The organism is Methylobacterium tardum (assembly GCF_023546765.1).
Lineage (GTDB): Bacteria > Pseudomonadota > Alphaproteobacteria > Rhizobiales > Beijerinckiaceae > Methylobacterium > Methylobacterium tardum.
Window position 1 is genome coordinate 2211494 of sequence record NZ_CP097484.1, and the last position, 16974, is coordinate 2228467.

At 70.4% G+C, this 16974-nt stretch carries 16 protein-coding genes and 2 pseudogenes; 13 read left to right on the top strand and 5 right to left on the bottom strand.

Going from position 1 to position 16974, the window contains the following annotated elements; all coding sequences use genetic code 11:
* Nucleotides 1-60: 60 nt before the first annotated feature.
* The 3 genes from M6G65_RS10420 (at nt 61) to M6G65_RS10430 (ending at nt 1977) form a co-directional block, all read left to right on the top strand.
* Nucleotides 61-582 (top strand): DedA family protein, encoded by a 522-nt coding sequence (locus tag M6G65_RS10420; RefSeq protein WP_238196606.1) that lies wholly within the window; start codon nt 61-63, stop codon nt 580-582.
* Entirely contained in the window at nt 582-1358 is a 777-nt protein-coding gene (locus M6G65_RS10425; RefSeq protein ID WP_238196607.1) for a cobalamin-binding protein, read from the top strand. Before M6G65_RS10420 ends, M6G65_RS10425 begins: the two co-directional genes overlap by 1 nt.
* Nucleotides 1359-1464: 106 nt before the next feature.
* Nucleotides 1465-1977, top strand: a complete 513-nt coding sequence (locus tag M6G65_RS10430; protein ID WP_238196608.1) for an MmcB family DNA repair protein — start codon at nt 1465-1467, stop codon at nt 1975-1977.
* 42 nt (nt 1978-2019) lie between these two features.
* Here M6G65_RS10430 and otnC read toward each other — a convergent pair.
* Nucleotides 2020-2699 (bottom strand): annotated as a pseudogene (gene otnC, locus M6G65_RS10435) (3-oxo-tetronate 4-phosphate decarboxylase).
* On the bottom strand, nt 2696-3703 hold the full coding sequence (locus tag M6G65_RS10440; protein ID WP_238196610.1) for a LacI family DNA-binding transcriptional regulator: 1008 nt from the start codon (nt 3701-3703) through the stop codon (nt 2696-2698). The pseudogene otnC and the gene M6G65_RS10440 overlap by 4 nt, the downstream one beginning before the upstream one ends.
* Before the next feature lie 349 nt (nt 3704-4052).
* Here M6G65_RS10440 and M6G65_RS10445 point away from each other — a divergent pair, with 349 nt between their 5' ends.
* The 5 genes and pseudogenes from M6G65_RS10445 (at nt 4053) to denD (ending at nt 9882) form a co-directional block, all read left to right on the top strand.
* Nucleotides 4053-5375 carry an MFS transporter gene (locus M6G65_RS10445; protein ID WP_238196611.1) on the top strand — a complete coding sequence of 441 codons (1323 nt, stop codon included), beginning with the start codon at nt 4053-4055 and terminating at the stop codon, nt 5373-5375.
* Between the two features lie 238 nt (nt 5376-5613).
* Nucleotides 5614-6521 (top strand): annotated as a pseudogene (ltnD, locus tag M6G65_RS10450) (L-threonate dehydrogenase).
* 201 nt (nt 6522-6722) lie between these two features.
* Nucleotides 6723-7505, top strand: coding sequence for a 2-oxo-tetronate isomerase (otnI, locus tag M6G65_RS10455; protein WP_238196613.1), 783 nt, complete (start codon nt 6723-6725; stop codon nt 7503-7505).
* Nucleotides 7502-8776, top strand: coding sequence for a 3-oxo-tetronate kinase (gene otnK / locus M6G65_RS10460; RefSeq protein ID WP_238196614.1), 1275 nt, complete (start codon nt 7502-7504; stop codon nt 8774-8776). Before otnI ends, otnK begins: the two co-directional genes overlap by 4 nt.
* A gap of 128 nt (nt 8777-8904) precedes the next feature.
* Nucleotides 8905-9882: a D-erythronate dehydrogenase gene (gene denD / locus M6G65_RS10465; protein ID WP_238196615.1), complete on the top strand. Its 978-nt coding sequence runs from the start codon at nt 8905-8907 to the stop codon at nt 9880-9882.
* Between the two features lie 140 nt (nt 9883-10022).
* Here denD and M6G65_RS10470 read toward each other — a convergent pair whose 3' ends face one another.
* On the bottom strand, nt 10023-10424 hold the full coding sequence (locus M6G65_RS10470; protein WP_250103903.1) for a type II toxin-antitoxin system VapC family toxin: 402 nt from the start codon (nt 10422-10424) through the stop codon (nt 10023-10025).
* Nucleotides 10424-10663, bottom strand: a complete 240-nt coding sequence (locus M6G65_RS10475; protein WP_250103904.1) for a type II toxin-antitoxin system VapB family antitoxin — start codon at nt 10661-10663, stop codon at nt 10424-10426. The genes M6G65_RS10470 and M6G65_RS10475 overlap by 1 nt, the downstream gene beginning before the upstream one ends.
* An 83-nt stretch (nt 10664-10746) precedes the next feature.
* On the opposite strand from M6G65_RS10475, the gene recQ reads away from it, so the two are divergent.
* The 5 genes from recQ to grxD all read left to right on the top strand — a co-directional run bounded on the left by recQ (nt 10747) and on the right by grxD (nt 16128).
* Nucleotides 10747-12588, top strand: a complete 1842-nt coding sequence (gene recQ / locus M6G65_RS10480; RefSeq protein ID WP_250103905.1) for a DNA helicase RecQ — start codon at nt 10747-10749, stop codon at nt 12586-12588.
* Nucleotides 12589-12742: 154 nt separating this feature from the next.
* The gene (gene purL / locus M6G65_RS10485) at nt 12743-14968 is read left to right on the top strand and encodes a phosphoribosylformylglycinamidine synthase subunit PurL (protein ID WP_250103906.1); all 2226 of its coding nucleotides are present in this window, start codon (nt 12743-12745) and stop codon (nt 14966-14968) included.
* 27 nt (nt 14969-14995) lie between these two features.
* Nucleotides 14996-15232: a BolA family protein gene (locus M6G65_RS10490; RefSeq protein ID WP_007568343.1), complete on the top strand. Its 237-nt coding sequence runs from the start codon at nt 14996-14998 to the stop codon at nt 15230-15232.
* Between the two features lie 56 nt (nt 15233-15288).
* Complete coding sequence (locus M6G65_RS10495) at nt 15289-15750, top strand: DUF29 domain-containing protein (RefSeq protein ID WP_238196620.1); 462 nt, start codon at nt 15289-15291, stop codon at nt 15748-15750.
* A gap of 39 nt (nt 15751-15789) precedes the next feature.
* Nucleotides 15790-16128, top strand: a complete 339-nt coding sequence (gene grxD / locus M6G65_RS10500) for a Grx4 family monothiol glutaredoxin (protein WP_012318124.1) — start codon at nt 15790-15792, stop codon at nt 16126-16128.
* 156 nt (nt 16129-16284) lie between these two features.
* On the opposite strand, the gene M6G65_RS10505 is transcribed toward grxD, so the two are convergent.
* Entirely contained in the window at nt 16285-16941 is a 657-nt protein-coding gene (locus M6G65_RS10505; RefSeq protein WP_238196621.1) for a class I SAM-dependent methyltransferase, read from the bottom strand.
* Nucleotides 16942-16974 lie beyond the last annotated feature (33 nt).

Genomic DNA, 16974 nt, shown 5'->3' on the forward strand with positions numbered 1-16974 from the left:
TTGCCGCCCTCCCCCGCGCGCCTCAGATGGGGGCGATTCCCCGGTCAGACGCTGAGCCCCATGGATCTCGAAGCCCTGCGCACCGCGACCCTCGCCTTCGTCGAGGCGCACAAGGCCTGGACACCGCTGATCGCGGGTGGCCTCGCCTTCTGCGAATCGATCGCGGTCCTGTCGCTGTTCGTGCCGGCGACCGTGATCCTCATCGGAATCGGCGCGCTGGTGGGCGGCGCCGACATCCCGCTCTGGCCAGTGGTCCTCGGGGCCGCCCTCGGGGCCGCCCTGGGCGACTGGATCTCCTACGAGGCGGGGCGATGGCTCGGCCCGGGGGCCAAGACCAAGTGGCCGCTGCGGCGCTATCCCGAGCTGATGGCCAAGGCCGAGGCCTTCATCGGGCGCTGGGGCATCGCCGCGGTGGCTCTCGGACGGTTCTTCGGGCCGGCCCGGGCCCTGGTCCCGCTCTTTGCCGGGATCCTCGGCCTGGCGCGGCTGCCGTTCCAGCTGGCCAACGTCGCCTCCGCTCTGGTCTGGGCCTTCGTGCTGCTGGCGCCGGGCGCCGGGTTGCTGACCTGGCTGGACCGCTGATGCGCCGCTTCCCGCCCGAGCGGATCGTCTGCCTCACCGAGGAGACCGTCGAGACCCTGTACCTGCTCGGCGAGGAGGAAAGGATCGTCGGCGTCTCGGGCTACGCCGTGCGTCCGCCCCGGGTCCGGAAGGAGAAGCCCCGCGTCTCGGCCTTCACCAGCGCCGACATCCCGAAGATCCTGGCCCTGGCGCCGGATCTCGTCCTGGCCTTCTCGGACCTCCAGGCCGACATCGTCGCCGACCTCGCCCGGGCGGGCGTGGCGGTCCACCTGTTCAACCAGCGCGACGTGGCGGGCTGCCTCGCGATGATCCGCACCCTCGGCGCCCTTGTCGGCGTGGCCGAGCGGGCCGAGATCCTGGCGGCCGGCTTCGAGGCCCGGCTCGCGGAGGCCGCCGCGGCGGCGCGGCAGCGCCGACCGGTGCGCGTGTACTTCGAGGAGTGGGACGCACCGATGATCTCCGGCATCGGCTGGGTCTCGGACCTGATCGGCCTCGCGGGCGGCCGGGACGTCTTCCCGGACCTGAGCCGGCAGGCGGCCGCCAAGGATCGGATCGTCACGTCCGAGCAGGTGATCGCGGCGGCGCCCGAGGTGATCCTCGCCTCGTGGTGCGGGAAGCGGGTCAACATCGAGCGCATCCGGTCCCGCCCCGGCTGGGCGACGATCCCGGCGGTGCGCGACGGGCGCATCTACGAGATCAAGGCACCGCTGATCCTTCAACCCGGCCCGGCCGCGCTCACCGACGGGTTCGACGCGATCCAGGCTTGCCTGGGATGAGTGTTTCGGGGGTGGCGGCCCGCGGAGTGATCCCGCGCCGCAGGTGACTGATCGGGCACAACTTGGCAGGATGTCCCGATTCGGCACAGACGCATCCCCTTGATTGATGTCCGCTTCCCTCAGCCTGCCTGATTCCGCGCCCCCGGTCGCCGAGGCGCTCCTGCCCGTCGACCGGCGGCAATCGCCCACGGCCCTGCGCATCCAGCGCGGCGTGCGCCGGCTGTTCTCCGAGATGGGCTGCGTGACGCTGCCGGAATTCTCCCTGGCGAACGGGCGCCGGGCCGACGTGATCGCGCTGTGCGGGGCGGGCAAGCTCACCATCGTGGAGATCAAGTCGAGCGTGGCGGATTTCCGCGCCGACCGGAAATGGCCGGATTACCGCGACTTCTGCGACCGATTCTTCTTCGCGATCCCCGAGGACGTCCCGGAATCGCTGATCCCGGAGGAATGCGGCCTGATCGTCGCCGACGCCTACGGTGCGGGGATCCTGCGGGAGCCGCCCGACCATCCGCTGAGCGGTGCCCGCCGCAAGGCCGTGACGCTGCGCTTCGCCCACAGCGCCGCCCGGATCCTCCACGCACTGGCGGATCCGGGGGCCGTGCGAGAGGGAGCGCTGTAGGCTGGGGGGTTGTGCCTCCGCTTTCTGATTGGCGTCCGCGCCTCACCCGTGATCGTGCCCGGCATGATCGTCCGGCTCCGGCAGGGTCAGGCCGAAATGGCGCACCAGATCGGCCACCTGTCCGGGGCTCAATTGCCGCGGGTTGAGGTTGCGCAGGAGCAGATAAAGCTTGGCGGTCTCCTCTAACTCCTCGGTGGCGAAGACCGCACCCTCCAGGCTGTCGCCCGCCACCACCGGGCCGTGATTGGCGAGCAGCACCGAGCTGTACTTCCCGCCAAGCCCCGGATCGCATCCGCCACGGCCGGGTCGCCCGGGCGGTAATAGGGCACCAGGGCCGTGCCGCCGGTGCGCATCAGGTAGTAGGGCGTCAGCGGTGGCAGGACCTGCCGCGGGTCGACCTCCGGCAGCATCGACACCGCCACGGCGTGGGTCGAGTGCAGGTGGACGATGGCCTTCGCCTCGCTCCGGCTCTCGTAGAGCGCGCTGTGCAGCGGGATTTCCTTGGTGGGCTTGTCGCCCGAGACGAGCCGGCCGGCCTCGTCCAGCCGCGAGATCCGCGCCGGGTCGAGGAAGCCGAGCGACGCGTTGGTCGGCGTCACCAGCCAGCCGCCGTCGGGCAGGCGCAGCGAGATGTTGCCGGAGGAGCCCGGCGTCAGGCCGCGCTCGAACAGCGAACGGCCGTAGCGGCAGATCTCCTCGCGCAGCCGGCTCTCGTCGCTCATGCGGTCGCTCCCTCGATCAGCTCGAATCCGAGATCGATTTTTTTCGGGCCTTCGCCGGTCAGGCAGGCGGCGGCCTGCCGGCCGATCTCCAGGCGCGGCGTGCGCACCGTCGACAGGGGCTGGGGCATCGCGGCGGCGAAGTCGAGCCCGTTGAAGCCGAACAGGGCGATCCGTTCCGGCACCGCCAGCCCCGCCGACAGGCAGGCGAAGTAGCCGCCGAGCGCCATGTCGTCGTTGGAGAAGTAGACCGCGTCGAGATCGGGCACGCGCGCCAGTAGCGCCTCCAGCCCGGCGCGGCCCGAGGCCGGCGAGGACGGGCCCGTCCGGATCTCCTGGCCGTGGAGCGCCAGCCCCGCCTCCCCCAGCGCGACCTCAAACCCGGCGAGCCGCTTGCCCGCGCGCAGATCGACGCGCAGGTCGTGGCCGAGATAGGCGATACGGCGGTAGCCGCGCGCCACGAGGTGGCGGGCGCTCGCCGCGCCCACCGCCCGGTTGGAGAAGCCGACAACGGTGTCGATCCCGTCGCCATCCGTGTCGATCATCTCGATCACGCGCACGCCCCCGGCCCTCGCGAGGGCCACCGTCCCGGGATTGTGCTCCAGCCCGGTGAGCAGCAGCGCGGCGGGGCGCCAGGACAGGAGCGCGGCGGCGAGCGCCTCCTCGCGGTCCGGATCGTAGTCGCTCACCCCGATCACGCAGGGGATGCCCTCGGCGTCGAGGGCGGCGGTCAGGCCGCGCAGCAGGTCGGGGAAGACCACGTTCGCGAGCGACGGGATGACGACGCCGACGAGCCGCGCGTTCGCCCCCTGCCCCGCGAGGCTGCCGGCGACACGGTTCGGCACGTAGCCGAGCCGCGCCACGGCTTCCGCCACCCGCTCGCCGGCGCGCTTGGAATAGGAGCCGTGATTGCGCAGGACCCGCGAGACCGTGCTCTCGCCGACGCCCGCCGCGCGGGCGACGTCGGTGAGGGTGACGAGCCGCCCCGGCGGCTGGATGTCGTCCATGGCCCCGCTCTCCCGACGCGGTTTTTTTCCATGACGCCCGTCGAACCTCCCATCGATCCCCCTCAACCTGAGGTGGCCGCGAAGCGGGCCTCCAAGGAGAGCTCCAGAAAGCGCTGCGACCTCTGGAGGCCTCTTACGAGGCCTACGCTGCACTCTGGCACCTCAAGATGAGGGGGATCGATGGGAAGACCGTTCTCGGCTGCCGACGACTGACATAGCGGCCTGCATTATCTCGCACAACCGGATTGGCAGCGCTGCCAAAAGGCGATATGGCACCGCCCCAGCGCCGCCCGACGAGCGGTGAAGACCAATGTCCAGGGGCCTCGAGCCCGGACCAGGGAGAACGCCCATGCCGGTCCAAGCCGCCCCGCTGGGGGGCGCCACCGCACCCGCGGACGAGAAGTCTTTCGCCGACCGCACCTACGCGAAGGTGTTCTGGCGCCTCGTGCCGTTCCTGATGCTCTGCTACGTGGTGGCGTATCTCGACCGGGTGAATGTCGGGTTCGCCAAGCTCCAGATGTCCCAGGAGCTGAAGTTCTCCGAGACGGTCTACGGACTCGGCGCCGGCATCTTCTTCCTCGGCTACTTCCTGTTCGAGGTGCCCTCGAACGTGATCCTGCACCGGGTCGGCGCCCGGGTCTGGATCGCCCGGATCATGATCACCTGGGGGGTGATCTCCGGCGCGTTCCTGTTCGTGAACTCCGAGTGGAGCTTCTACGGGATGCGCTTCCTGTTGGGGCTGGCTGAGGCCGGCTTCTACCCGGGCGTCATCCTCTACACGACCTCGTGGTTCCCGGCCCATCGCCGGGCCAAGGTGATCGCCGTGTTCATGGCGGCGATCCCGATCTCGGGCATCTTCGGTAATCCCCTGTCGGGCTGGATCATGGATGCGCTCAACGGCGCGCACGGCCTGTCCGGCTGGCAGTGGATGTTCCTGATCGAGGCGGTGCCGGCGGTGCTGATCGGTCTCGCCGTGTTCTTCTACCTCGACAATCGCCCGTCCGAGGCCAAGTGGCTGAGCGAACCCGAGAAGCAGCTCCTCGAGCGCGACATCGCCGCCGACAACCAGGGCAAGGAATCGAGCCCGCACTCGATCGCCACCGTGTTCCGGAACGGCCGCGTGTGGTTCATGAGCCTGATCTACTTCGCCTTCGTCACCGGCCAGTACGGCCTGACATTCTGGATGCCGACCATCGTCAAGGCGTCGGGCGTGCAGGGCAATTTCAACATCGGCCTGATCAGCGCGATCCCGTTCCTGTGCGCGGCGATCGTGATGGTCCTGCTGGGCCTCTCCGCCGACCGGATGCGCGAGCGCCGCTGGCACCTGATCGTGCCCGCCCTGCTCGGCGCCATCGGTTTCGTGGTCTCGGCCAATGCGGGCTCGACCACGATCGCGGTGGCGGCGCTCTCGGTGGCGGCGGCCGGCGTGCTGACCTGCTCGCCCCTGTTCTGGTCGCTGCCCACCGCCTTCCTGAGCGGCGCCGGCGCGGCGGCCGGCATCGCACTGATCAACTCGGTGGGGAACCTCGCCGGCTTCGTCAGCCCCTACGTCATCGGGGCACTCCGCGACGCCACCGGCAGCACCGCCGCCGGCATGTACGCATTGGCCGTCATGCTGGTGGTCGGCTCCGTGTGCGTGTTCGTCACGCCGGCGCGGATGGTCAACCGCTGACCTTCGATCCGGGCGAGACCTACCCCCTCTCCCATGCGGGAGAGGGTTGGGGTGAGGGATCAGGTCTCTCCGGAGAGGTCGCACCCCTCACTCCGCCCCTCTGCCGACGGATCTCGGGCTTGTCCGAGATCCGCATCCCGAAGCCCAGGTCGGGCAAGCCCGACTCGGGTGGAGAGACGACCCCCGCCTCACACGGTGATGCAGAGGCGCTCATTCCTTCATGCAGGAGCCGCCCCCGATGACCAACGCAACACACCGCGCCGCGGTGATCGGCCTGGGCTCGATGGGCTCCGGCATGGCCGGCTCGCTGCTGCGCGCCGGCTTCTCCGTCGCGGCCTGCGACGTGAACCCGGAGGCGGTGGCGCGCTTCGCGGCCGCCGGCGGCCAGGGCGCCGCCAACCCGGCTGAGGCCGCCGAGGGCGCCGACGTGGTGGTGAGCGTGGTGGTCAACGCCGCGCAGACCGAGGCGGTGCTGTTCGGCGAGAACGGCGCCGCCGCCGCGATGCCGGAGGGCGCGGTGTTCGTCTCCTCCGCCACCATGGACCCGGCCATCGCCCGGACCCTGGCGGCGCGGCTGGAGGCCACCGGCCGCCACTATCTCGATGCCCCAATGAGCGGCGGTGCCGCCCGCGCGGCCGACGGCGGCCTGACGTTCCTGGCCTCGGGCTCGTCGGCGGCCTTCGCCAAGGCACGGCCGGCCCTCGATGCCATGGCGGGCACGCTCTACGAGCTCGGCGACGCGGCCGGCCAGGGCGCGGCCTTCAAGATGATCAACCAACTGCTCGCCGGGGTCCACATCGCCGCCGCCTGCGAGGCGATGGCCTTCGCGGCCAAGCAAGGCCTCGACCTGCCCGCGTCTACGAGGTGATCACCAAATCGGCCGGCAATTCCTGGATGTTCGAGAACCGGGTACCGCACATCCTCGACGCCGACTACAGCCCGAAGAGTGCCGTCGACATCTTCGTCAAGGACCTCGGCATCGTGCAGGACATGGCCCGGGCGGAGAAGTATCCGGTCCCGGTGGCGGCGGCCGCGCTGCAGATGTTCCTGATGGCGTCCGGCGCCGGCATGGGCCGGGACGACGACGCCTCCGTGGCGCGGCTCTACGCGCAGGTCTCGGGCGCGAAGCTGCCGGGAATGAAGTGATCGGCGCCGATCCCTTCCACGCCCTCATCATGAGGTGCCCGCGTCAGCGGACCTCGAAGAGGGCTCCAGGGATCGCGCGGCCGGCTGGAGGGCTCCTTCGAGGCGGCTCACGCCGCACCTCAGGATGAGGGGATTGGATTGGATGACGGTCCGCTGAGCGGATCGCCACGTTTCAAGGATCGGGCAGGGAGTCCCAGAAGAATGCCGCGCTTTGCCGCCAACCTGAGCCTGATGTTCAACGAGGTGCCGTTCCTCGACCGGTTCGAGGCCGCTTCCCGGGCCGGGTTCGACGCCGTCGAATTCCTGTTCCCCTACGAGCATCCGCCGGAGGCCATCGGCGAGCGGCTCCGGGCCAACGGCCTGACCCAGGCGCTGTTCAACCTGCCACCGGGCGATTTCACCAAGGGTGAGCGTGGTCTGGCGGCGTTTCCTGAACGCTTCGACGAGCTGAAGGCCGGTGTCGACACCGCGCTCCGCTACGCCGAGGCGACCGGCGTCGGCCGGCTCCACCTGATGGCAGGCCTCGCGCCCCACGATGACCCGCGCGCTGCCGAAGCTTACCGCAGGGCCGTGATCTGGACGGCGGAGCGGCTGGCGCCTGCCGGTCTCGACCTCGTCCTGGAGCCGATCAACGGCCGGAACATGCCGGGCTACTTCCTCAACGATTTCGGCCGGGCCGCCGACCTGATCCGCGACCTCGCGCTGCCGAACCTGAAGCTCCAGTTCGACCTCTACCATTGCCAGATCCTGCACGGCGACGTGACCATGCGGCTGCGCGCCCTGATGCCGATCATCGGCCACGTTCAGACCGCGAGCGTGCCCGAGCGGCACGAGCCCGGCACCGGCGAGATGGCCGACTTCTTCCTGTTCGACGAGCTGGACCGGCTCGGCTACGCCGGCTTCGTCGGCTGCGAGTACATTCCGGCCGCCGAGACCGTCGCGGGCCTCGGCTGGCTTGCCGCCTACAAGGAGAGCGCACGATGAGCCTAGCACTGGGCTGTGTCGCCGACGATTACACGGGCGCCTCGGACCTCGCCAATACGTTGACGAAGGCGGGCCTGCGCACGATCCAGACTATCGGCGTGCCTGAGGAGGGCCGCGCCCTGCCGGAGGCGGACGCGGTCGTGGTGGCGCTGAAAAGCCGCTCGATTCCGGCCGACCAGGCGGTGGCGCGCTCCCGCGAGGCGGAAGCGTGGCTGCGAGCCCGGGGCGCCGCCCACGTGATGTTCAAGGTCTGCTCGACCTTCGACTCGACCGATGCAGGTAATATCGGACCCGTGATGGACGCCCTGCGGGCGGAGGCCGGCGAGACCATCGCGCTGGTCACCCCCGCCTTTCCCGAGACGGGGCGGAGCGTCTACCAGGGCAACCTGTTCGTGGGCGCGGTGCCGCTGAACGAGAGCCCGCTGAAGGACCACCCGCTCAACCCCATGCGCGACGCCAACCTCGTGCGCGTGCTCGGGCGCCAGAGCGGCAGCCCGGTCGGCCTGATCGACACCGCCACGGTCGCCCGGGGCGCGGAGGCCGTGGCTGCCCGCCTCGACGCATTGGCCGCCGAGGGCAAGGGCGCCGCCATCGCGGACGCGATCTTCGACAGCGACCTCGAAGTGCTCGGCCGGGCGATCATCGACCGGCAATTCTCGGTCGGGGCCTCCGGCCTCGGCCTCGGCCTCGCACGGGCCCTGGTCGCCGACGGGCGCGGCACGACGGACGCTGCCGGAGCGGCAGTCGGCGAGCCGGTGGGTGGAGCCTCCGCATGCCTCGCCGGAAGCTGCTCGCAGGCGACGCTCCAGCAGGTCGCCGCCGCCGAGGCGATCATGCCGGTGCTGCGCCTCGACCCGGCGCGGCTGCTCGCGGGCGACGACGTGGTGGCGGAGGCCCTGGCCTTCGCGGAGGAGCGCCTTTCCTCCGGTCCGGTGCTGATCGCCACCTCGGCCCCGCCCGAGTCGGTGCGCGCGCTCCAGGCCGCCCACGGCGTCGATGCCGCCGGTCACGCCATCGAGGCCGCCCTGGCCGCCATCGCAGAGGGCCTCGTCGCCCGCGGCGTACGCCGGCTCGTGGTCGCGGGCGGCGAAACCTCCGGCGCAGTGGTCGACCGGCTCGGGCTCACCGCCTTCCTGCTCGGGCCGGAGATCGCGGCGGGCGTGCCCGTGCTGCGCACCGCCGGCCGGCCCGAGCCGATGCTGCTCGCCCTGAAATCCGGCAATTTCGGCGGCCCTGACTTCTTCGGCCGCGCCCTCGACATGATGGCCTAAGCATCATCCAGAAAGGTGGCTTCCGGCTTTCGGAAGAAGATGATGCGGAACCAGAGAATGAGCGCATCGCCCCGGTTCCGGTTCCGGGGTGATGCGCTGAAACCGCACAACCCGACGGGAGGATTTCCATGCACGCCCTGATTCTCGGCGCCGCCGGCATGATCGGCCGCCGCCTCGTGGACGCTCTGGTGAAGGACGGCCGGGTCGGCGGGCAGACGCTCACCGCCCTCACCCTGCTCGACGTGGTACCGCCCGCGGCGCCGGAGGGTTTCTCCGGCACGGTGCGGGCCGAGGCCGCCGACCTCACGGCGCCCGGCGCCGCTGAGGCCGCCATCGCCGAGCGACCGGGGGTGATCTTCCACCTCGCCGCCGTGGTCTCCGGCGAGGCCGAGGCCAACCTCGAGCTCGGCTACCGGGTCAACCTCGACGGCACCCGCCTGCTCCTCGACGCGATCCGCGCGGCCAACGCGGCGGACGGCTACCGGCCGAAGCTGGTCTTCACCTCCTCCCTCGCGGTGTTCGGGCCGCCCTTCCCCAAGGTGATCCCCGACGATCACATCCTGCGCCCGGCCTCCTCGTATGGGGTCCAGAAGGCCATGGGCGAGCTGATGCTCGCCGACTACGCGCGCCGCGGCTTCCTCGACGGGATCGGCCTGCGCCTGCCGACGATCTGCGTGCGGCCGGGCAAGCCCAACAAGGCGGCCTCGGGCTTCTTCTCGGGTATCATCCGCGAGCCGCTGGCCGGCCAGGAGGCGATCCTGCCGGTGCCCGACACGGTGCGGCACTGGTTCGCCAGTCCCGCGGCGGCGGTGGGCTTTCTCATCCACGCCGCCGGGCTCGACCTCGCGGCGATCGGCCCGCGGATCAGCCTGACTATGCCGGGTGTCTCGGCAACGGTGGCGGAGGAGATCGAGGCCCTGCGGCGCGCGGCGGGCGACAAGGCCGTGGCGCTGATCCGGCGCGCGCCCGATGCCACCATCGCGCGGATCGTCGGCTCCTGGCCGGAGGCGTTCGAGCCGGAGGCGGCGCTAGCCCTGGGCTTCCGGGCGGACGCGTCGTTCGACGCGATCGTGGCCCAGCACGTGGCCGAGTTCCACGGCGGCTGAGGCCCCGCTCGCCGTTATCACGAGCGCAGCGAAGTGATCCAGGGCGGCGCGACCTGACTGGCTGGGGCGCTACTGGATTGCTTCGATTCGTTCGCAAAGACGAGGGTGCCGCGATTCGACATCCGATGCGGATGGGGCGGTCAGCTGAGGGCCGAGCGGATGTCGGTCTGCGGGAAATCGTCGCCGACGGAGAGCAGCGGCACGCCGTGAACCTGCGCGCAGGCATAAGCGAAGCAGTCACCGAGGGTCAGGCGCGCCGCGTGGCGCCCCTTGCCATAGCGGGTGTGGGCCGCGAGGGCGAGGCGCGTCTCCGCTTCGGCGATCGGGACCCGCGTGACGCCGGCGGCGTCCAGGAAATCGTCCACGATCTGTTCCGCGACTTCGGGTGGGACGGTTTGGAGCCGGCCGATGGCGAGCACCGCCTCGTAGACGGCGACGCCGCTCGTGAGCCGCACGGAACCGTCGCACAACCGATCTAAGAGCGCACGATGTCCCGGCTCGCCGGCGACGATCGCCACGATGGCAGACGCGTCGGCGAACATCACTCGCCGTTCAGGCTGTCGTAGAAGGCCTTATCCGCCTTGAGGCTCGCCGACGGGTAGGATGCCAACCTGTCCTGGATCTGCTTGACCCGCTCCAGGAAAGTCTCACGCTCCGCGTTTTGCCGCGCCAGCTCGTTCGTGAGCGCGAGTCGCACCGCCTCGGTCTTGCTCACGCCGGCCCGCGATGCCAGCTTCTCGGCCAGCTGATTCACCTCTTCGCTGCGGATGTTGAGCGGCATGGCGGCCCCCGTGTAGACACGGGGAGGCTAGTGTCTACACACCCCTGCCGCAAGGGCGGCCAGAACTCCGACCAAGGATCCCGATGACCCGCCTCGATGAGGCCCGCGCCGCTCTGAAGAAGACGTTCGGCTACGAGGATTTCCGGCCCGGCCAGGACGAGGTGATCGGCGCGGTGCTCGACGGCGCCGACGTGTTCGCCGTGATGCCTACGGGCTCGGGCAAGTCGATGACCTACCAGCTTCCGGCTCTGGTCGACCCGGGGCTGACCGTGGTGGTCTCGCCGCTGATCGCGCTGATGCACGATCAGGTGCAGCAGATGAGGAGCGTCGGCATCCAGGCCGCGACCCTCAACTCGACGGTGGCGGAAGCCGAGTCCCGCGAGACCTGGCGCAGCCTGCGCTCGGGCGACCTGCGGCTGCTGTTCGTCTCCCCCGAGCGCCTGCTGATGGACGGCTGCATTGAGGCCCTACGCGGGGCCGGCGTCCGGCGGCTCGCCGTGGACGAGGCGCACTGCGTCTCGCAATGGGGCCACGATTTCCGGCCCGAGTACCGGGAGATCGCCCGTGCCCGGACGACGCTGGGCAACGTCCAGACCCTGGCGCTCACCGCCACCGCCGACGCCGCGACCCGCGCCGAGATCGCCGAGCGGCTGTTCCCACAAGGGCGCCCGCCGAAGATCTTCGTCCATTCCTTCGACCGGCCGAACATCCGGCTGACCTTCCAGCCCAAGGACAACCCGGCCCGGCAGATCGAGCGGTTCCTGAAGCACCGAAGGGCGGAGAGCGGGATCATCTACTGCTCGTCGCGTAAGCGCACCGAGCAGCTCGCCGAGACCCTCCGGAAGGACGGCTTCGACGCCCTGCCCTACCATGCCGGCCTCGACCAGGCGACGCGGATGCGGAACCAGGACCGGTTCCTGCAGGAGGACGGGGTGGTGATGACCGCCACCGTCGCGTTCGGCATGGGCATCAACAAGCCGGACGTGCGCTTCGTCTGCCACGCCGACATGCCCAACAACGTCGAGGGCTACTATCAGGAGATCGGCCGCGCCGGCCGCGACGGGCTGCCGGCCGACACGCTGACCCTCTACGGCCTCGGCGACATGGCGCTCCGCCGCCGGCAGATCGACGAGAAGGAGATCTCCGACGAGCGCCGCCGGGTCGAGCGGCGCAAGCTCGAGGCGATGATCACCCTATGCGAGGGGGCCAATTGCCGGCGCCAGTCGCTGCTCGCCTATTTCGGCGAGGCGAGCGGCGCTTGCGGCCGCTGCGACCTGTGCCGCGGCGGCGTCACCCTGGTGGACGGCACGGTCGCGGCCCAGAAGATCCTCTCGGCGATCGTGCGCACCGGCCAGCGCTTCGGCGCAGCCTACATTTGCGACGTGGTCCACGGGAAGGAGAGCGAGCAGATCCGCCGCAACGGCCACGCGAGCCTCAAGACCTTCGGGGTCGGGGCCGACAAGCCGGTGGCGGCGTGGCGGGCGATCCTGCGCCAGCTCTTCGCCGCCGGAGCGATCGCGGAGAATGCCGACGGCTACGGCGGCCTGTCCATGACCGAGAAGGGCGAGGCGATCCTGTTCGGGCGTGAGCCGGTCCAGCTTCGCCCCGATCCTGAGCCGAAGGCCGAATCCCGCGAGCGCCGCCGTGCCGCGCCCCGCGAGGACGGCGAGATCGCGCTGTCGGAGACCGACGAGGCGCTGTTCCAGCACCTGCGCGGCCTGCGCGCCACAATAGCCCGGGGCGAAGGCATCGCGGCCTTCATGGTCTTCCCCGACCGGACCCTGATCGAGATGGCCCGCCAGAAGCCCGTCGATCTCTGGGCCTTGCGCACCGTGCATGGGGTCGGCGAGCGCAAGCGCGAGGCCTACGGCGACAAGTTCGTGGCGGCGATCGCCGATTTTCTGGCCCATCCGCCGGCGGCGTGACCGGCATCCGTACACGCCCGGGATTGCCGGCGTATTGCAACGCAGTGGTGGAACGCACTAATCCGTCGCAGCCGCCGCACGCCGCCCGGTCCGGGTCGCGTATCGGGTCGTGGGTCCTGTCGGGCTCCCGGACCGCCTTCGCCGAGACCGCCGCATGTTCCGCAACGACGTTCCGATCACCCCCGAGCTCGTGGCCCAGCACGGCCTGACGCCGGACGAGTACGCGCGTTTCCGCGGCCTGATCGGGCGCGACCCGACGCTGACCGAGCTCGGCATCGTCTCGGCCATGTGGAACGAGCACTGTTCCTACAAGTCCTCCCGCAAGCACCTGCGCGGGCTGCCGACCTCGGCGCCGTGGGTGATCCAGGGGCCGGGCGAGAACGCGGGCGTCATCGACATCGGCGACGGCCACGCCTGCGTCTTCAAGATGGAGAGCCACAACCACCCGAGCTACATCGAGCCCTACCAGGGCGCGGCGACCGGCGTGGGCGGCATCCTGCGCGACGTCTTCACGATGGGCGCGCGGCCGATCGCGGCGCTGAACGCCCTGCGCTTCGGCTCTCCGGACCACCCGCGCACCCGCAGCCTCGTCTCCGGCGTGGTCGCGGGCGTCGGCGGCTACGGCAATTCCTTCGGCGTGCCGACCGTCGGCGGCCTGACCGGCTTCCACAGGCGCTACGACGGCAACATCCTGGTCAACGCCATGGCGGTGGGACTCGCCCGCACCGACGGCATCTTCTACGCGGCCGCGGCCGGCGTCGGGAACCCGATCGTCTATCTCGGCTCCAAGACCGGACGCGACGGCATCCACGGCGCCACCATGGCGTCGGCCGAGTTCGACGAGGCCTCCGAGTCGAAGCGCCCGACCGTGCAGGTCGGCGATCCCTTCGCCGAGAAGCTGCTGCTGGAGGCCTGCCTGGAGCTGATGGCCTCGGGCGCGGTCATCGCCATTCAGGACATGGGCGCGGCGGGGCTCACCTGCTCGGCGGTGGAGATGGGCGCCAAGGGCGACCTCGGCGTCGAGCTCGACATCGATAAGGTGCCGGCCCGCGAAGAGGGCATGACTCCCTACGAGATGATGCTCTCGGAGAGCCAGGAGCGCATGCTCATGGTGCTCAAGCCCGGCATGGAGGCCGAGGCAGAGGCGATCTTCGTGAAGTGGGGGCTCGACTTCGCGGTGATCGGCCGGACCACCGACACGCTCCGCTTCGTCATCAAGTGGCACGGCGAGACCGTGGCCGACCTGCCGATCAAGGAGCTGGGCGACGAGGCGCCGCTCTACGACCGACCGCATCTGGCCAACACCCACCAGCCGGTGATCGCGGCCGCCGCGGTGCCGGCCCCGGCCTCGCTGACCGATGTGCTGAAGCGCCTCGTCGGCTCCCCCGACCTTGCCTCGAAGCGCTGGGTCTTCGAGCAGTACGACCACTTCATTCTGGGCAACACCGTGCAGAAGCCCGGCGGCGACGCCGCGATCGTGCGGGTCGAGGACGGGCCGAAGGGCCTCGCTCTCACCTGCGATGTGACCCCGCGCTACTGCGAGGCCGACCCGGTCGAGGGCGGCCGGCAGGCCGTGGCCGAGGCGTGGCGCAACATCACGGCTGTCGGGGCCAAGCCGCTGGCCATCACCGACAACCTGAACTTCGGCAATCCCGAGAAGCCGGAGGTGATGGGCCAGCTCGTCGGCTGCCTCCAGGGCATCGGCGAGGCCTGCCGGGCTCTCGACTTCCCGGTCGTGTCGGGCAACGTCTCGCTCTACAACGAGACCAACGGCGTCGGCATCCTGCCGACCCCGACCATCGGCGGCGTTGGCGTGCTCGGCGACGTGGCGCGCCACGCGACCATCGCCCTCAAGCGCGAGGGCGACGTGCTGGTGCTGATCGGCGCCAGCGAGGGCTGGCTCGGCCAGTCGGCCTATCTCTCGGTGATCGAGGGCCGCGAGGAGGGCGCACCGCCGCCCGTCGACCTCGCGCTGGAGCGCCGCAACGGCGATTTCGTCCGCGGCCTGATCCAGGCGGGCACCGTCGACACGGTCCATGACCTCGCGGATGGTGGCCTCGCCGTCGCGCTCGCCGAGATGGCCATGGCGGGCGGGCTCGGGGCGGCGCTCTCCGACGTGCCGGTGGACCTGCCGCCCCACGCCTATCTGTTCGGCGAGGACCAGGGCCGCTACCTGCTGGCGGTACGGCCGGAGGCGGCCACCGATCTCCTCTCGGCCGCCGCGGCCCAGGGCGTGGCGGCAGCCTCGGTCGGTGTCACCGGCTCAGACCGTTTGACCCTGCCGGGCGGCGAGACCATATCGCTCGCCGACCTGACAGCGGCGCACGAGGGCTGGCTGCCCGACTACATGGCGAGCCAGCCGGCCGCGCCCGCCGCCTGAGCCCTGTTCCCCGTAAGGAGTTTCCCGATGCCGATGGATGCGGGCGAGATCGAGCGCATGATCCGCGAGGCCCTGCCGGACGCGCAGGTGGAGATCCGCGACCTCGCGGGCGACGGCGACCACTACGCCGCCACCGTCCTGTCGGCTGCCTTCAAGGGCAAGACCCGGGTGGCGCAGCACCAGATGGTCTACGGCGCCCTCCAGGGCCGGATGGGCGGCGTGCTCCACGCCCTTGCGCTGACCACGGGTGTCCCGCAGGATTGAGCCTTCGCGCGGGAGTTCTCCCGATGGACCGACCGAGTCTCTACGACGACGACATCGTGACCTGGGCCGAGGAGCAGGCGGCGGCCCTGCGCGCGCTCGCCGAGCGGCCTGACCTGTCGAACGCGGTCGACTGGCAGAACGTCGCCGAGGAGATCGAGAGCGTGGGGCGTTCGCATCTGCGGGCCGTCGAAGGGCTGCTGATCCAGACGCTCGCCCACCTCCTCAAGCGCGCGTCCGCCCCGCTTGCGCCAGCCAGCCTGCACTGGCGGGAGGAGATCGCGACCTTCCAGATCACCGCCTGGAACGCCTACGAAGCGTCGATGCGGCAAAGGCTGAACTGGAACAGGATCTGGAAATCCGCTGTCACGGCTGCCGAGGCTGGTCTCGGTGCCTACGGGAACGCGCTGCTTCCGGGGCTGCCGGAGGCCTGCCCTATTCGTCCTGAGGACCTTCTGACCGAGACTTTCGACATAGAGAGCGCGCTCCGCACGATCGCCACATCGGTTGCGCGCCGCTGATTCAGGCCTCACATACACCAGACAAGCAAGGACAGAGCGATGACCGACGTCAACACGACCATCCAGAACGAGATCGCCTCCCAGGACGTGGTGGTGTTCATGAAGGGCACGCCGCAGATGCCGCAATGCGGCTTCTCGGGGCAGGTGGTGCAGATCCTCAACTACCTCGGCGTGCCGTTCAAGGGCGTGAACGTCCTGGCCGACCAGGAGATCCGCGAGGGCATCAAGGCCTTCTCCAACTGGCCGACCATCCCGCAGATCTACGTGAAGGGCGAGTTCGTCGGTGGCTGCGACATCACCCGCGAGATGTTCCAGTCGGGCGAGCTGCAGACCTTCCTGTCCGAGAAGGGCGTGCCGGTGAAGACCGCCGCCGCCTGATTCTTTTGGGACTTGGCACCATGGATGAGGGCGCCTGCGGGCGCCCTTTTTCATGCTCGTCTTTGCGAGCGGAGCGAAGCAACCCAGCGGCGCCACGCCTGCCGAGCTCGCGCCGCCCTGGATTGCTTCGCTGCGCTCGCAAAGACGGGGGCCGTATCAGCGCGGCTCCCGTGCCACGAACAGGGCGACGCAGCCGACGACCGTGATCTCCACCGACCGGAAGCGCCGCTCCAGCGCCGCGCGCAGGTCCGGCAGGGTGTCGGCGGCGTTCGAGAACACCCCCTTGCGGTTGTAGACCCGCATCAGTGCCCGCGCCGCACCCGTGGTCGGGACGCCGCCCGACAGGATCGTGGCGCCGAACACCACGCCGTCGTCAGCCAGGCACGGACGCACCGTGTCGAAAGCCTTCGCCTTCGCGGCGATGTCACCCGGCAGGCAGTGCAGCAGATAGGTCATCCCGATCGAATCGAACGGCGCAATGCCGGTGGCCGGGGCGCCGAGCACGTCGACCCGGTAGGTCTCGGGCCGGTAGCGCGCGATCCGGTCGGCCGCGAAGGCGAGGCTGTCAGCGTTGAGGTCCATCAGGCCAACGCGGGGTGCGGGCGTGGGGAAGCGGCAGCGGTCGAGATACCAGCCGGTCCCGACTCCGACATCGAGATGCGCGAGGCCGGCGTGCCGGTCGTAGAGATCCAGGATCCGCGCCGTGGGACAGCGCCAGATCAGCGGATTCGACAGGCGCAGCACGACGAGGTCGTAGATCTGCAGCGTCCGCGGGTTGTAGATCGCCTGTCCGGCTCGGGTGTCGGTCGCCATGGCTCTCCGTCAGGGCCCCTGTGGGCGGTGCGC